The sequence below is a fragment of the Cupriavidus sp. 05N39 genome (assembly GCF_056397325.1).
The window spans coordinates 17,209-31,515 of sequence record NZ_JBFTNE010000034.1; the positions used below are offsets into that span (position 1 = coordinate 17,209).

A 14,307-nucleotide genomic window follows, 5' to 3' on the forward strand; every position below is an offset into this window, starting at 1 on the left:
ACCGCGCGACGTCGAAACCTGTGGCAGGCGCGATTCGGGGATGGCCGCACGGATTCGGCGCTATAATTATCGGCATTAAATTTCACTATGCATTTCTACCCGGATGCATTTAGCGATCGCTTAAGTGCCTTATGAATCAATATCTTAGCTGCCCGTTTGGGCGTTGTCATGCAGCCCGGTAAGGCCCCCAATCTGAGTCTCACCCGTAGCGAATTTGCGGCCGTCCGCGCCTACGTGCAGGGTATGCCGGCCGCGATGGTTGCCGGGCGCTACCTGTCCGACGACGGCGATGACGACGCCGGTGGCGAGTCCGCACTGCGCTTGCTGCTCGGCCTGCGTGACCGCATGGTACAACTGGCGCACCTGCATAACAGGCAGGATCTGGCCGAGTTGCTCGAGCTCGGCCCCGGCCGCTCCAACCGGGGCATGGACCGGCGCGTGGAAGCCCTGGCCGAACTGGAGCGGCTCGGCACCGCACGGCCGCGTGCGGATCATGGCATCGAGCTATGGTTTGCTCCCGCCCTGGCGCGACGTTTACGCGCCCAAAAGATATCCAATCTGCACATTTTGGTCGAACTCGCCAATCGCCACGGCAGTGCGTGGTGGCGCTCGGTTCCGCGTATCGGGGCGCTCGCCGGGACGGTCATCAACCGCTGGCTGGCCGATCATCGCGATGTCGTCAGGGACGAGCGAGGCGAGCCACTGTTGCGCGAGCATTTTGGCGCCCAGGGCCGCTTGACGGAGGCCGCGCTGGGGCCCCGCCTGCGCCAGCTTGTGCCGTTCGAACTCATGCGCGAGGAGGGGTCCGCGACAGCGCAGATAACCCAACATAATAGTGATGTAACAGGCTCTTTTAGTAGCGATCTTGCGGCCGTCCACGGGTGGCTTGCAGCCAATCGCGCGCAACGGAGTACCTGGTTGGCCTATCGCAAGGAAGCCGAGAGGCTGCTGCTCTGGTCCGCAATGGACCGGCGTAAGCCGCTGGCCGCGTTGGACGGCCAGGATCGTTTGGAGTACTTTGGGTTCCTGCGCAATCCCGGCCCCGTCCGGCTATGGGTCGGACCGCGCGCTCCCAGGGAATCGGCAGCCTGGCGTCCGTTCACCGGTCCGCTGTCGGAAAGCAGCGTGCTTCACGCGTCGCGCATCCTTGGTGCGCTATTTGAGTGGCTGCAGATTCAGGGGTATCTTGCGGACCATGTCTGGCAGCCCGAGACACGGGCCAACGCGCAACGTGCCGCGGTGCCTGCCGGCGTGGGCAGCCCGCTCTCGCTCGATTCCCTTTCCCGGTTTCTGGAGTGGCTGGCTGCTCGGGGGCGGGACGCCGAGGGGCTGCGGTACCGTGCAGCCGAGGCCGCGGTTCGCTTGCTCCAGGAGCAACATATTGGTTTTGCCGACCTGACGACATTCACGCGCGACAAGCTCGGCATGGCCGGCGAACCCGGCTGTGGAGATGAAGCACTCAGCGCTCCGGCACGCATCGCGCTGGAGCGTCACTGGCAAGACCGCGGACTGGACTGGCACGGTCAGGCTGGCCAACCGATCGTGCTGATCGGACCTCCCCGGCTGCCACCCACCGGGCGAGCCAGGCGCAAAGCCGACGTGTCGCCAGGTGCCGGTTACTCGGTGCGGGGCCTGCACGCGCTGTTGAGCCAGGCGATCGAACGCTATCGCGAAGAGGAAGATGCGGGATTCGCGGCGCGCTCTCCGCGTGATCTTGCGGGGCGGCGAACCCGCATGGCACGGGCCGGCGCGCGCGGGCCCGATGCAGGGGCCGCGGCCGGTATCATCGCGTCGGGGACACCGGCCATCGGATGACGCCTCGTGGACGAACGTGCCGCGGCGACCGTCCCCTATGCTGCCGCCCAGCCATCAGCCCGCAGGCTTGTCCAGGCCGAAGCGTGCCTTGAGTGCCTCAACCAGGGCTTCGCGGGCGCCGCGATCGCCCACCTGGACGTCCAGCATCACGCGGCCGGAATCCCACTCCTTGATCGTTCCCAGCAATAGGCCACCATCGCTCCGGATCTTATATTGGCGACTGATTTCCTTGATCTTGCGCGCTTTTCCTTCCTGTGCATGCTTGCGAATGGCCTCGACCTCGCGGCTGGACAAGCCTTCCGCCATGATCCGGGCAGCGAGGTCGCGGGTACGGTCCTCTCCCACGATCTTGCAATATAGAGTCAGTTCGTAACCGGTCGCAATGCCGATTGCACTGGGCCGCTCGCGCATGACACCCAACACAGAATCCGGGAGCCTTAACAGCGCCAGGGTCTTGTTGACGGTCCCGGCGGACATGCCAGTCAGCTCGCAGATATCTTCCTCCTTCTGGACCTTGCCTTCGTCGAGGAGTTGCCGCCAAGCGATTGCATTGTCCAGCGCCGACTGGTCGGAACGCTGTTCATTGAGCAGGAAGGACAAGCGATAGAAATCGAGATCGCTCAGGTTGCTCTCGACGAAACATTCCATCTCGAGCTTTCCCGCCGATGCCAGCGCGCGCTTGCGGTAATGGCCATCGATCAGGATGTAGTGCCCTGGACGCGCCGGATCCGGCGTAGCCAGGCCCGGCGTCTTCTGACCATGCGTGGCTATGGAAGCGGCCCGCTCCTGGACCACCACCGGATCATAGATGCGGCGCGCATTGAACGGATTGTCGTGCAGTTGCGCCAGAGGAACCTTCATCAGGATCCGCCCGTCCCCCTCGTCCTCCATCTCACTTTCAGCGCTGAAAATGGGATTCGGCTCGCGGCTGCGCGCTTGCAACAGACCATTGGGATGCTGCGAAATTGCCGCTTCGGCACGGGCAAAGCGGTCGAGCGCGTCGCCCCGCGTCTTTTCGGCCGCCATTCCGGCCAGCATGCCTGCCTTGAGGCTTTTCAATTTTGTTGCCATACCTATTGCTCAATCAAAGACAAGACTTCGTCGACCATCATGTCGACTTCCTGCACGGACTCGCGCGCGCCCGCCACACCATGCACCGTGCACCCGATCGCCTGGCATTCGCGGAAAGCCGAACGTGAGCCGATCATGGAATGCATCAGGGGCACCTCCGAATCGTCGCCCAATATTTCAATCGCCTGGCGTGCAATGGAAACGCGCCGCTGGACCATGTTTGCCATCACGCGGATGCGGAGCGTCTCGTTCTGGACCTGCGCATGCTGGGCCAGCGTCTTGGCCGCCACGGCAGCCCAGAGATCGGGAGGAGACGGAACGACGGGAATGATCGCCAGATCGGAGATCAACAGGGCGCTTGAGGGAGCCGCCGAATGCACGGCTGGGGGGCAGTCCACCACGATGTAATCGTAGTCCTGCACAAACTTCCTGACCTCGCGATGCATGGCACCCCCAGACGGGGCCAGGCCGATTACCGACGCTGGAAAGGGTCGCTCGTCGCTCGCCTGCGCGGCCCAACGCGTCGCGGTGCCCTGCTCGTCCATGTCTACCAGCATCGAGCGTGCGCCGCGCAAACCGAGCGTACCCGCGAGATGCATGCTGACCGTGGTCTTTCCGCACCCGCCCTTCTGGTTAAAGACCGTGATGATTTTTGCTGGCACTAAGACCTCTCTTTCAGCGCTGAAAGCGCGATTAACTCTAGCCGCAACTTTAGTCAAAGTGACGTGCTGGCTCAACTGTTTTTTGAATTTATATTTAAAATATAAAATTAGTGGAAACATTTCGCTTTATGGAAATGAAAGATTTCCACTTGAAATGCGGCATGAAATACGCCTAAAGTATCGATAGTGCGTCTTTCGGCGCACATGACACAACTAGACAAACTGGTTATGATGCCCGCTACAGTCGAGTCAAGTCGTGTCACCTCGTCGGCGTCCGTTCGGTAACTACGAGAACTTAGCGTGCTTGAACGGTTGTTAGCGTTGTTAGCGTTGTGTACAAGAACTTGCTTCGAAAGGAAATTCACATGGCAACCGGTACGGTCAAATGGTTCAATGAGACCAAGGGCTTTGGCTTCATTACCCCGGACGACGGCGGTGCGGATCTGTTCGCGCACTTCTCCGAAATCCAGGGTTCGGGCTTCAAGACGCTCAAGGATGGTCAGCGCGTCACGTTTGAAGTAAAGCAGGGCCCGAAGGGCTTGCAGGCATCCGCCATCAAGCCGGCCTGATCTCACGAATCACGCCGAAATCGCCGATCACGCGAGGCTCCCGGGCCATGCGTGGTCAGCAAAGCAAAAGGCAAGCGTTTTCGCTTGCCTTTTGTGTTTACACAGCCGGAAGGCCACGCCTCCCCGACCGCCTGTTCCTAGGCACCGTCTCCGCGACGGCTCCCCCATCGGAAGTGCCCGCCAGGCAAGACCCGCGGACAGCCACACGACGCTCCCTTCGTCCGCAGGCACAATATCCTCCAGTAACAAAAAACCCGCGGGCTGGATCAGCCCGCGGGTTCCGCACCACGTGTGGCCAGGATCAGGCCAGCTTGCGAACGCTCGTCCGGGAAGGCTGCAGGATCAGCGCCTTGGAGGAATCGGCGTCCACCTTGGCGCCTGGATAGACGACCAGCACATCCTTAAGCGCCTTGCGGAACAGTGCGCGGAATTTGCGCTCGCTCTCGGTTTCCGTGCCGAATTGCATCTGCAAGGCTTCCCAGGGGATCTCAGTGCGGCGCTGGATCGTGAAAAAGCGGTAGGTTAGCCAGGAGTAAACATCGAGCGCGAACGGGGATTGCTTGAGTGCTTTCAACGCACGCATATCCACCGGAACTGGCCGATTAACCAGTTCATTGAAAAACGGCTCCGACAAGACCACGAAACTCTCGAACATGGACCCCTGGCCAGGCTGCATGGGATCCCACCACGTCGACAGCTGGTCTGCCAGCAGGTAGCCAACACGGTCAATCGAAAGGGGTTCGTGGCTCTGGTTTTGGTTCTGGCTGGGCGTTGACTTGTTCTGGACGATCGCAATTGTGGCGGAGAACAGACGGATCATCTGTTGCCGCACCAGGGTCATGGTGCCGCGTTTACCTCCTGTGGCCATCGGAATGCCCAGGTTATACATGAACTCGGACAAGGAGTTGCCAAGCGAGATGCGACGGTCCTCTACGGTTCCCGTAAACTCGCCTCGCTTTTTCTTGGCCATGATTTCCTTGCCGATCCAGGCAAGCATAARRCGCGGATAGGAGCCGTAGGGATACCCGAGCGACACCGTCTCGGATACCAGTTTCTGGCGACCATTGCTCGCTTTTTCTGAACGCTGCTGAGTGAAATAGCCAGGCTGGATCATCAGCGAAATATTCCCGCTGGTCCGCGTCCACACAGGGGGAGCACCCTTTGGCGCCCGATAAGGCAAGGTGACTTGCACACTGGCCCGGCTCAGAAAGCCGACTTCGCCGCTTTGCCAGGCGTCTTCACGCTCCATGGCCTGGGCTTCGTCAAAGAGCCGCTGGAATTTTTCGGACGGAACCAGACTGTTCTCGTCGCCGGGAACGATGATGCGGGAGGGCTCACTGTCCACATCGGCGGGACCGCGAGACCCAAGGATGGTCTGGTTGCGTTTGATCGGCATATTGGCGTGCTTCGGAATACCCGACTTTTTACGCGAAGCCAACAGCCTTGTCACGCAGAAACGGGTTCAGTAGACGAATTTCCTGCAATGCCGCGTGTTTTGGGGTGGGGGGGTCTCCAGACTGGTCGCATGGTTGCCGGCGGTGGGCAACCCCGGAGGGTTGTCCACGGACGGCAACCCATCAGCTACCGGTAAACGATAAGAGTATGGGTTAACTACTTGTAAACCGTATACGGAGCCCCCAAGGCTCTGATTCTTAAGCGGAAATATGGCCTCGCCGAACCCGATTCTGCGTGAAACCGTACTCGATTCTGCGAAGTGCTGTACCTGATTCTGCGGTATACCGAACCCGTTTCAGCGCAAAGCCCGAACCGGTTTCTGCGGGGATAAGTCGCTGTTCCCACAGGCTTTTCCACAGCCACCCGAGCCAAAAGCGTACCCGTTTCTGCGCATCAAGGGCGCTTTTCGTCACGTATGCCGTTGGGATCCGGTTTGCGGACTAGTTATCCCCGCAGAAACGGGTACGCCGCCCATCCCGCCACAGCCCTTTTTCATCGCGCCCGTACCCAATTCTGCGTAACAAGGGTGCTTGCCGTTCCATTTCCGTACCCAATTCTGCGTGGAGCTATTTGAAATCCGAGGTTCGGCGCCCTGGCGCACTCAAAACGTACCCATTTCTGCGGCGTACCCAATTCTGCGAATCGTGGATTCCGTTGCTTCACAGTGCTTGGCGTACCCGTTTCTGCGGGCCCAACAAGCCAGGTTTCCGCTCACCGCGTACCCGTTTCTGCGTATATCCGTTGCCACTATTTCCCGCAAGCTGGTTCTCCTTTCCATTATACACAAGCTTCTTACTGAAAGCGAGTACTTGCACTCAAGGATCATAAATAAATTAAAGGCTTTCCGGTGGCGTACCCGTTTCTGCGTGCTGTTGGTGGTGAGGGGATGGTGGCGTGCCCCGGCGGCGCGCGATGACTTGACGGGCGCGTACCCATTTCTGCGACGGAAGGAACACCGTCGTCGCGTCTGGGGTGTACCCATTTCTGCGGGGGAGCACGGATTTCCTCGCCGCGGCAAGGAATTGGCGTGGCGCCAGGTGACGCGGGGGCTCTGCGCGAGGGGGGCAACTGCGTCACGGTGCCCGAAAGCCGCGCTCCGTACCCGTTTCTGCGCGACGGGYGCGCTTGCACTAGTGATTGGCCTGGCCCAAAAAATGAGGGGGCGTACCCGTTTCTGCGTTGCGGCGTTGCATCACCGCGCCGCTTGCGGAGAGGTATTCGCCCAGCCTTGGGGGCGTGGAGGGCAGATCTGGCGCAGGGCGTACCCGTTTCTGCGTGATGACTTGCTGCGTCACAGCCGGCAAACGCCGCTTAGTTGCCGACGCGAAGCGCCCGAATGATGAGGCGTACCCATTTCTGCGTGGTTTCTGGCCATCGGGAATGGCCGCGGGTGCTCAATGCGCCTTGGGCGTACCCATTTCTGCGGAGTGATTTGGGGGTCCGGGAGTTCTCTTTAGCCCCGCCGCAGGCAAGCGTACCCATTTCTGCGTGCGTTGCCGGGAGCGTTTTCGCCAATGGGGCTGATTTGGGCCGGCAGGCGGCGGCGCAATGGCACTGCTTGGGGCCGCCAGTGCGCTGCGCTGCCGGCATGGATGCCGCACGGTTGGCGGTCCGCCGTAGCGTGCCGAGTGGGTGGAGGGCCATGCCTGACTGATCCGCCGCGCACGCAGTACGCGCGGGCGAAAAAAAACCCCGCCTCGAGAGGCGGGGTTTTCCTGACTGGGCGCACCCCAGGGCGGGGTGCCAGTCTATTGCTTACAGCGGCGTGATGTTCGCGGCTTGCAGGCCCTTCGGGCCGTTCTTGACTTCGAACGACACACGTTGGTTTTCCTGCAGCGACTTGAAACCTTCCGAGCGGATTTCAGAGAAGTGCGCGAAGAGATCGTCACCGCCAGCGTCCGGCTTGATGAAACCGAAGCCCTTGGCGTCGTTGAACCATTTAACGATACCGGTTTGCATGGTATTGCTTTTCCTGGGAAAAATTTAAAAGAAACGGATAGCTCACGCGTATCCGAGCAAAGCAACTCAAGGAAAGGACACCATGGACAACGGAAGTACCATGACGGTGGCTAACGAATGTGCTGTTGCCTCGTCGCTTGAATCTAGCGGGGTTTATACGGCGGATTAGCGTCAGCGTCAAGGTAGGGTGATTCTGGATGCCTGCCCGGATCCACTGCCGATCGTCGTGGGATCATCACATTTTTCAGATGATGCCTATTGGCCGGCAGCGGTGCCGGGGGGAAGAAATTGCTAGACAGTACGCTTGGCCGCACATGCGCAGCGTCAGTAGCCCGGGCAGGAACCCGCCAGCAAACCAGTCTACCCGCAGGTGCCGCCGGAGTTTCGCAGGTGGAGCGCTTGTTCAAGTTAAGCGAGCACCGACCGACGCGCGCATCGAGTTGCTGGCCGGGCCAACCACGTTCCTGACCATGGCCTACACCGCCGGCTTCTTCGTGATCCTGGCACGCGATCACCTTAAGGTCAAAGGCGCGATCCTGATCGGCATCCTGCTTACCACCATCCTTAGCTTCGTAGTCGGCGACAACACGTTCCATGGCCCTCCATTGCGCCGACCCTGCTCAGGCTCGATATCTCCGCCGCCCTGTCGATCGGCATCATCAATGTGGTGCTGGTGTTCTTCCTGGCGGAGTTGTTCGACGCCACCGGCACCCTGATGGGCGTGGCCAATCGCGCCGGCTTGCTAAAGGCGGGCAAGATGGACCGGCTTAACAAGGCACTGATGGCCGATAGCACGGCGATCATGCCGGGATATTTTCTCGGCACCTCGTCGTCCACCACCGCCTATATCGAAAGCGCATCAGGCGTGCAGGCAGGTGGATGGATCGGGCTTACCGCGGTCACGGTGGCGACGCTCTTTCTCGCCAGCCGGTTCATCGCTCCGCTCGCGGGCACCGTGCCCGGCAATGCCACGGCGCCGGCGCAGTTCTACGTGTCTCGCCTGATGTTGCGCGAGCTGGTGGACCTGGACTGGAGCGATGCGACCGAGGTGGTACCCGCCATGCTGACCGCGCCTGGCATGCCYTTCACCTATTCGGTGGCAAAGGGCGTGGCTTTTGGCTTCATTACCTATGCGGGGCTCAAATTGTTGACAGGGCAGGCCCGCACGGTCCCGGTCCTGGTGTGGATCATCGCCGCTGTCTTTGTCTTCAAGTTCTATCACTTGCCGGGGCATTGAGCCCGCAACCGCGATTGGCCCGCGGCGACGCGCGTACCCGTTTCTGCGTCGCCCGCGGAGCGCATTGCCGCCTCCGGGATCGCTGGGGCGTACCCGTTTCTGCGCACCCGCCGAAACGTGCCCGGGGCTTGCCAGGCTCCCGAACTGTCGTTCTTTTTACACAAAAAGTAAGTGGCTAATTACCTCGCAAGGCAGATGATCGTGGTCATGTGGCTCATACGAAAGGATGATATTCGGCTGAGTGCCCATACTGAGGGCTGGACAAACAGGCCCAAATGCACTGAACTAGAGGCGTGGCAGATAGCGGGGCGCTTTAAGGGCGCCCCTTCTTGACTCCGGCACTCCGGGGTCGCGCCGCTGGCGCAGTGTAGTCAGGCCTGAAAATTTAGACAGAAACAAGTCCACCGCACACAGACGGCAAGGACTGAACGATCAGACCATCGTCCAGATGGCTTCGCCACCACGAAAGGAGCGCGCGGATACACGCCCGCCCGATTAGAAAAGCAAACAATAAGATCAAACATAAGTGGTAATCGCGAACGTGTAGTGCCGGGGGTGTTGTTCAACGGGGATCACATCATGACCGCAGGAGAAATCCGGCGACCCGCCATGGGGCCCATCAGCGAGTCCGCCAGCCTGTCCATTCACCGTGCCTGGTTGGCTTTGGGAGAAGCCGCAGCCGAGGCACCGCGCCGAAGCCGCATCAGCGAGCGGGGCGATCCTGCCGCCAGTACCGTCGACGCATTCCTGAGCCAGGACGAGACGCTCCCGCCCCATGTGCGGGCAGCGATCGAGCAATTGCTGCAGCGGCAACGCTCGCTCGAAAGCGAACTGTCCCGCCAGCGTGAGTTGCTGCAGGAATGGATCCTTAGCCAACTGACCTACAAGGCGCTCTATTGCCGTTACTCGGGCCAGTCGCTGGAGGCACCGCGCAGCGAGCTGACGCGCGAGAAAGACGAGGTGCGCCGGCGTATTCGCGAGCAGCTCCAGGCCGGGGGCGACCACACCGCCATTCTCGGCGAGCAGTCCCGCAGCCAGTCCAAATCGTAATGCCGACGTTGCGCGTGGGGGAGCCTCCCCAACCGACTCAGCTTGGCCGCAAACAGAGCCCGCATCAGAGCGCGGCCGTGGCGGAAGCTGGAATAGTCAAAGTGCTCAATGTCAGGGAGAACGTTATGGACCGACTGTGCAAGGCGGCGACACGCACCGCACAGGTGCTGGTCGTATCGCGCCACGAACCCTATGGATTTGACCCGGCCCAGTTCGGCTCCGGCTGGGAGATTCGCCATATTCAGCAGATCCGGGATCTGAGCCGGGTCGTACGGGGCAGCGCGCCGATGGCTGGCGTGCTCGATCTCGAGAGCGAATACAGCGATGCCGACCTGATGCAGCTCGAACAAAGCCTGCAATACCTGCACGTGATGTGGGTGGCGATCACGTCGTCGCGCATGCTGGAAGACGAACGCGTGCGGCGCTTGATACGCGACTACTGCGTGGACTACGTGCGCACGCCGTTCTCGTTCAGCGAACTGCTCTACACGCTCAAGCACGCGCACGGCATGGCCTGCCTGCATGGCGCCCGCAGCCACGAACTGATCGGCCACGGACCGATGATCGGCGAGTGCGCGGCCATGCGTTCCATGTTCCGCTCGCTAGCCAAGGTGGCGCACAACGAGGCGCCCGTATTTATCTCCGGCGAGTCCGGCACCGGCAAGGAGCTGGCGGCGCAAGCCATCCATGAAGCCTCGAGCCGCCGCAAAGGTCCGTTCGTGGCGATCAATTGCGGCGCAATCCCGCCGCACCTGGTGCAGTCCGAATTGTTCGGCTACGAGAAGGGCGCGTTCACCGGCGCCAACCAGCGCAAGATAGGCTGGATCGAGCAGGCGCAGGGCGGTACCCTGTTCCTCGACGAGATTGGCGACCTGCCCCTGGAAAGCCAGGTAGCCCTGCTGCGCTTCTTGCAGCAAGGCACTATCACCCGGCTAGGCGGGCACCAGTCGATCCCGCTGGATTTGCGCATCATCTCGGCGACACACGTGGACCTGGTGGCGGCCCAGTCGGACGGTCGCTTCCGCGCCGACCTGTTCCACCGGCTATGTGTGCTGACCCTGTCGATCCCGCCATTGCGCGAACGCGGCGAGGACATCCTGCTACTGGCCAACTCGGTACTCGCCGAACATGGCCACGAGGCGCACCGGCGCATTCGCGGATTTTCGCCGTGCTCCACCCAGGCCATGATGCAATATGAGTGGCCCGGCAATGTACGCGAACTGATCAACCGGGTACGGCGCGCCATCGTGATGACCGATAACCGCAAGATCACCGCGGAGGACCTGCAGCTGCACGGTGGCAGCGACTCACCGCGCAAGACCCTGGATGCGATCCGCGAAGAGGCTGAGCGTGAGGCGATCCGTACCGTGATGGCAAGTCACGGCTTCCATGTGGTGCCGGCCGCGCGCGAACTCAACGTCTCGCGGGTCACGCTATACCGGCTGATGCACAAGCACAATATCCGTATCGAAGCGCGCCCCGGCGCCGGCGACTAACAACACATCGCCGCAGAAGCGGCATACAGGACGGAAGCGGGCTGCGGCCCGCCTTTTTTTTGGGGGAGGGGACGGGAGCGACCTACCCGATTCAGAACGTATAAGGGAAGCGCAGCGTCACTGTGTAGTTCGCCGCGTCGGGTGTCAGCCCGAGGCCGATCGCGGCGCTCACCGACCAGCCTTTGGTAATCACGTGATTCAAGCCGAAGGTCATGGTGGCCACATTGGATCGGCTGCCGATCACGGTCTGCGTAACGCCGGCGGTGGTGACCTGCGTGCTGCCCGAAATGGAGGCATTGAAGGCCAGCGACATCGACGTGCGGTCGTTTAGCGCGAGCGCGAGGCCGCCGCCAAAGCCGAACGTGTCGCCCAGCTTGACGTCGGCCGGCGTGACCTGTCCCTGCACCGAGGAAATATCGCTCACCGAGCGCTTGATGTTGTAGGTGTAGCTGGCATTCACGAACAGCACCACCGGGTCGTAGGTCTTGAGCAGCGACAGGCCGGCGGTAACGGCCCATACGCCGTTGCCCGTGGGCAACTGGTCGGCGATATTGAGATTGTTGTTGTTGGGGTCCGCCGGAACCAGCTTGATGCCGAACGGYGAGCGCCCGGTGGGTGCGCGTACGCGGATGCTGCCGACGACGTCGGGTGCCGCGCCGCTCTCACGCAGGAACTGATAATACAACCCCATGCTGATGTCGCCCGGCGCTGCCGTGCTGAGCGTCGCGTCGGACAGGTTCGAGGCGGAGCCGCCCGCACCGCCGGAGAGGAAATTGGTATTGCGGTAGATGAGCGGCAGGTCGAAATCCATCGAAAAGCGGTCGGAGAGACCATAGCGCGCGATGGTGTCGTAGGTGAGCGTGTACGACTTGGTCTGGTTGAGATTGATGGTGCCGAGGAAGATGGCATCCAGTGCCAGGAAGCCGGACAGCGACAGCGCGCGCCGGTCGTAGTAGCTATAGATGAAACCGCTGTCGATGGTCAGGCGCCGCTCGAATAGCGGCGCGTGCTCGCTCTGGTAGACCAGATCCTTGCTCTGCACGCGTGCCTGCTGCTGGGTTTCGCGCGCATCCGAACCCACTACAGGGGTATCGCTGCCGGAAGTCGCGGTGGCTGCGGCTGTCGCGCCAGGTGTGGCAGGGCTGGCCTCTTGTGCCAATGAGGGAACACCGGCGGCGGTCATGGCACCACCAGCGTTCCCCTCGGCACTGCTCCCCGTTCCCCCTGCCACCCCTCGTCCGCGCGCCCCGACCATTTCCAGGTCGTTCAGGCGCTGCTCGAGAGCCTTGATGGTCTTTTGCTGTTGCTCGACCAGATTCGTCAGCCGTTCGATCCGCTCGTCTGTGCTGGGCTGGACGCTGACCTGGGCCCACGCGCCAGTGGAGATCAGGGTACCCGCCAGGGTACCCAACAGAGCGAATTCGTTCTTCATCTTTCCCCCCGGAAATCTGAATGGGCGCGATGCGGGTGCGCCAGCCCTTGCATGGTGGATTATCGTCGCATCGTCGCCATCGCCGCTAGTGCGTCCCGCATGCTGGTTTGGGTCAGTTGCCGGCTTGACAGTTGCTGCACCTGCAGCGTGATGTTGGTGAGGTTGAGCACTTGCTGCGCGTCGCCGGTGATGCGCGCGGTCTGCATCAGGCTGCCGGTCTGCGCATTCTGCGTGGCGCTGCCCGCGGCCGATTGAATGGCCACCGAGACGCCACCGCCAGCAGCGATCGTGGCGCTGGCAGTGATGCCGTTGCCCTGAGCTACTTGCGGTGCCGGGTTGCTGTTGCCCGTCGCCGCCTGGATGGGCGCGGTCTGCGTCGTGATGGTACTGACGTTGCTGGCTGAGTTGGCGTCGCCCGCGATCTGCGTGACCTGGCCCACGCCCGCCACCTGCACTGCGGAGCTGGCCACGCCGCCATTGCCCTGCACGTTGCCAGGCGCCAGGCTCTGCACCTGCGCCGACAGGCTGGCGGTGGCCTGGGAAACCGCCCTGGCGGCGGCCAGGTTGGCGGCCGCCACGCGCGCGCTCGCCGTCGCGATCGCCGTGTCGTTCTGCCAGCGCGAGACCATCTCCACCACGAAGCCGCTGACCAGGCTCGCACCCATGTATTTGCCGCGCACGGCCGCCAGTTCGTCGTCACCGACGAGCTCTGCCATGACCGGCGAGGCAACCACCTCGCTCAAGTCGTCCGTCACGGCAGAGGCGCGGGCGGCGGCCGATGCGGTCAGCGCCACGCTGGCCGAGCAGCTCAGGCAGAGGAGGCGAAGCGCGGCGTCCATGTCAGAAGTAATCCATCCGGATCAGGCCAAAGTCCAGCGCTGCGGGCACCATGCCGCCGGCCAGCGCGGCGTTGGTCCGCTCGCGCAAGGCAGGCGCGGTGATGTTGAGCAGCGGCGAGTTCGGGTCGAACGGCCGGCCGACGATGGCGAACACCAGGCCGTTCCAGTTGGCCGCGAAGTCCTCCTCCTTGATGATGCGGTTCCCCAGCGCAGGGTCGGCGACAAACACGCGCCCGTCTATTGCCTTGCGCACCACCACGAAATGCAGGTAACCGTTGACGTCGAGCAGGGTGATGACCGGGATCTTGAGTTGCCGCAGGGCGCTGTAGTCGACCCGGAAACCTCGTCCGCGCAGGCCGAGCGTCTCCACGTAGTTGCGCATGTCGAGCATGGAGAAGCCGTTCTTGACCACGGTGTCGGCGTCGGCGATGCGCAGCATGTCCTCGACGATCCTGGGCTCCGCCAGGTCAAAGCCATAGCCGTAGCGAAGCAGCGTACCCACCGCGGCCGCACCACAACTGAAGTCAAGTTGCTGGCGCATCATGTTCTGGTAGCGCATCTCGAGCATGCTCTTGACAGGCTTCCTGAGCATCGGCTGGCCGTCGATGTCGATTGTCATCGTGCTCTGACCGTGAGCGCCGAGTGCCGCTGCTAGCAGTACGCATGCCCCGGCCATGCGGAATAGCGCGCGCATGACACATCCCCCCGTTGGGCGGGATGAG

General features: G+C 62.0%; 11 protein-coding genes and 1 pseudogene. 5 read left to right on the forward strand and 7 right to left on the reverse strand.

From position 1 onward, the window contains the following. Nucleotides 1-168 precede the first annotated feature (168 nt). Nucleotides 169-1,815 carry a phage integrase family protein gene (locus tag AC1DN0_RS17745; protein WP_441626179.1) on the forward strand — a complete coding sequence of 549 codons (1,647 nt, stop codon included), beginning with the start codon at nucleotides 169-171 and terminating at the stop codon, nucleotides 1,813-1,815. 54 nt (nucleotides 1,816-1,869) lie between these two features. Here AC1DN0_RS17745 and AC1DN0_RS17750 read toward each other — a convergent pair whose 3' ends face one another. Together AC1DN0_RS17750 and AC1DN0_RS17755 are read right to left on the reverse strand one after the other, a co-directional pair. Continuing rightward, nucleotides 1,870-2,886, reverse strand: coding sequence for a ParB/RepB/Spo0J family partition protein (locus tag AC1DN0_RS17750; protein ID WP_441626181.1), 1,017 nt, complete (start codon nucleotides 2,884-2,886; stop codon nucleotides 1,870-1,872). A 2-nt stretch (nucleotides 2,887-2,888) separates the two neighbouring features. After that, complete coding sequence (locus AC1DN0_RS17755) at nucleotides 2,889-3,548, reverse strand: AAA family ATPase (RefSeq protein ID WP_035875292.1); 660 nt, start codon at nucleotides 3,546-3,548, stop codon at nucleotides 2,889-2,891. A 365-nt stretch (nucleotides 3,549-3,913) separates the two neighbouring features. Here AC1DN0_RS17755 and AC1DN0_RS17760 point away from each other — a divergent pair, with 365 nt between their 5' ends. After that, entirely contained in the window at nucleotides 3,914-4,117 is a 204-nt protein-coding gene (locus tag AC1DN0_RS17760) for a cold-shock protein (protein ID WP_006159056.1), read from the forward strand. Between the two features lie 301 nt (nucleotides 4,118-4,418). On the opposite strand, the gene AC1DN0_RS17765 is transcribed toward AC1DN0_RS17760, so the two are convergent. Both AC1DN0_RS17765 and AC1DN0_RS17770 read right to left on the reverse strand, forming a co-directional pair. Further along, nucleotides 4,419-5,513, reverse strand: coding sequence for a replication protein RepA (locus AC1DN0_RS17765; RefSeq protein ID WP_477145879.1), 1,095 nt, complete (start codon nucleotides 5,511-5,513; stop codon nucleotides 4,419-4,421). A gap of 1,814 nt (nucleotides 5,514-7,327) precedes the next feature. Further along, complete coding sequence (locus AC1DN0_RS17770; protein WP_035875195.1) at nucleotides 7,328-7,531, reverse strand: cold-shock protein; 204 nt, start codon at nucleotides 7,529-7,531, stop codon at nucleotides 7,328-7,330. Between the two features lie 482 nt (nucleotides 7,532-8,013). Between AC1DN0_RS17770 and AC1DN0_RS17775 the strand changes: the two are divergent. From AC1DN0_RS17775 to AC1DN0_RS17785, 3 genes and pseudogenes are all read left to right on the forward strand, one after another. Then, nucleotides 8,014-8,768 (forward strand): annotated as a pseudogene (locus AC1DN0_RS17775) (solute carrier family 23 protein); the annotation flags it as partial. A 579-nt stretch (nucleotides 8,769-9,347) separates the two neighbouring features. Then, nucleotides 9,348-9,818 carry a hypothetical protein gene (locus AC1DN0_RS17780; protein ID WP_441626184.1) on the forward strand — a complete coding sequence of 157 codons (471 nt, stop codon included), beginning with the start codon at nucleotides 9,348-9,350 and terminating at the stop codon, nucleotides 9,816-9,818. Nucleotides 9,819-9,943: 125 nt separating this feature from the next. Beyond that, on the forward strand, nucleotides 9,944-11,314 hold the full coding sequence (locus AC1DN0_RS17785) for a sigma-54-dependent transcriptional regulator (RefSeq protein ID WP_035875198.1): 1,371 nt from the start codon (nucleotides 9,944-9,946) through the stop codon (nucleotides 11,312-11,314). Between the two features lie 91 nt (nucleotides 11,315-11,405). On the opposite strand, the gene AC1DN0_RS17790 is transcribed toward AC1DN0_RS17785, so the two are convergent. The 3 genes from AC1DN0_RS17790 to AC1DN0_RS17800 are packed head-to-tail and all read right to left on the reverse strand — an operon-like array spanning nucleotide 11,406 to nucleotide 14,279. Continuing rightward, nucleotides 11,406-12,746 (reverse strand): transporter, encoded by a 1,341-nt coding sequence (locus AC1DN0_RS17790; protein WP_441626188.1) that lies wholly within the window; start codon nucleotides 12,744-12,746, stop codon nucleotides 11,406-11,408. 59 nt (nucleotides 12,747-12,805) lie between these two features. Beyond that, the gene (locus tag AC1DN0_RS17795) at nucleotides 12,806-13,585 is read right to left on the reverse strand and encodes a hypothetical protein (protein ID WP_441626190.1); all 780 of its coding nucleotides are present in this window, start codon (nucleotides 13,583-13,585) and stop codon (nucleotides 12,806-12,808) included. Between the two features lies 1 nt (nucleotide 13,586). Continuing rightward, nucleotides 13,587-14,279, reverse strand: a complete 693-nt coding sequence (locus AC1DN0_RS17800) for a C39 family peptidase (protein ID WP_441626192.1) — start codon at nucleotides 14,277-14,279, stop codon at nucleotides 13,587-13,589. Nucleotides 14,280-14,307 lie beyond the last annotated feature (28 nt).

Coding starts and splice junctions, on each gene's coding strand:
- AC1DN0_RS17745 (WP_441626179.1), top strand. CDS start 169: ATGCAGCCCGGTAAGGCCCCCAATCTGAGTCTCACCCGTAGCGAATTT.
- AC1DN0_RS17750 (WP_441626181.1), bottom strand. CDS start 2,886: ATGGCAACAAAATTGAAAAGCCTCAAGGCAGGCATGCTGGCCGGAATG.
- AC1DN0_RS17760 (WP_006159056.1), top strand. CDS start 3,914: ATGGCAACCGGTACGGTCAAATGGTTCAATGAGACCAAGGGCTTTGGC.
- AC1DN0_RS17770 (WP_035875195.1), bottom strand. CDS start 7,531: ATGCAAACCGGTATCGTTAAATGGTTCAACGACGCCAAGGGCTTCGGT.
- AC1DN0_RS17780 (WP_441626184.1), top strand. CDS start 9,348: ATGACCGCAGGAGAAATCCGGCGACCCGCCATGGGGCCCATCAGCGAG.
- AC1DN0_RS17785 (WP_035875198.1), top strand. CDS start 9,944: ATGGACCGACTGTGCAAGGCGGCGACACGCACCGCACAGGTGCTGGTC.
- AC1DN0_RS17795 (WP_441626190.1), bottom strand. CDS start 13,585: ATGGACGCCGCGCTTCGCCTCCTCTGCCTGAGCTGCTCGGCCAGCGTG.
- AC1DN0_RS17800 (WP_441626192.1), bottom strand. CDS start 14,279: ATGCGCGCGCTATTCCGCATGGCCGGGGCATGCGTACTGCTAGCAGCG.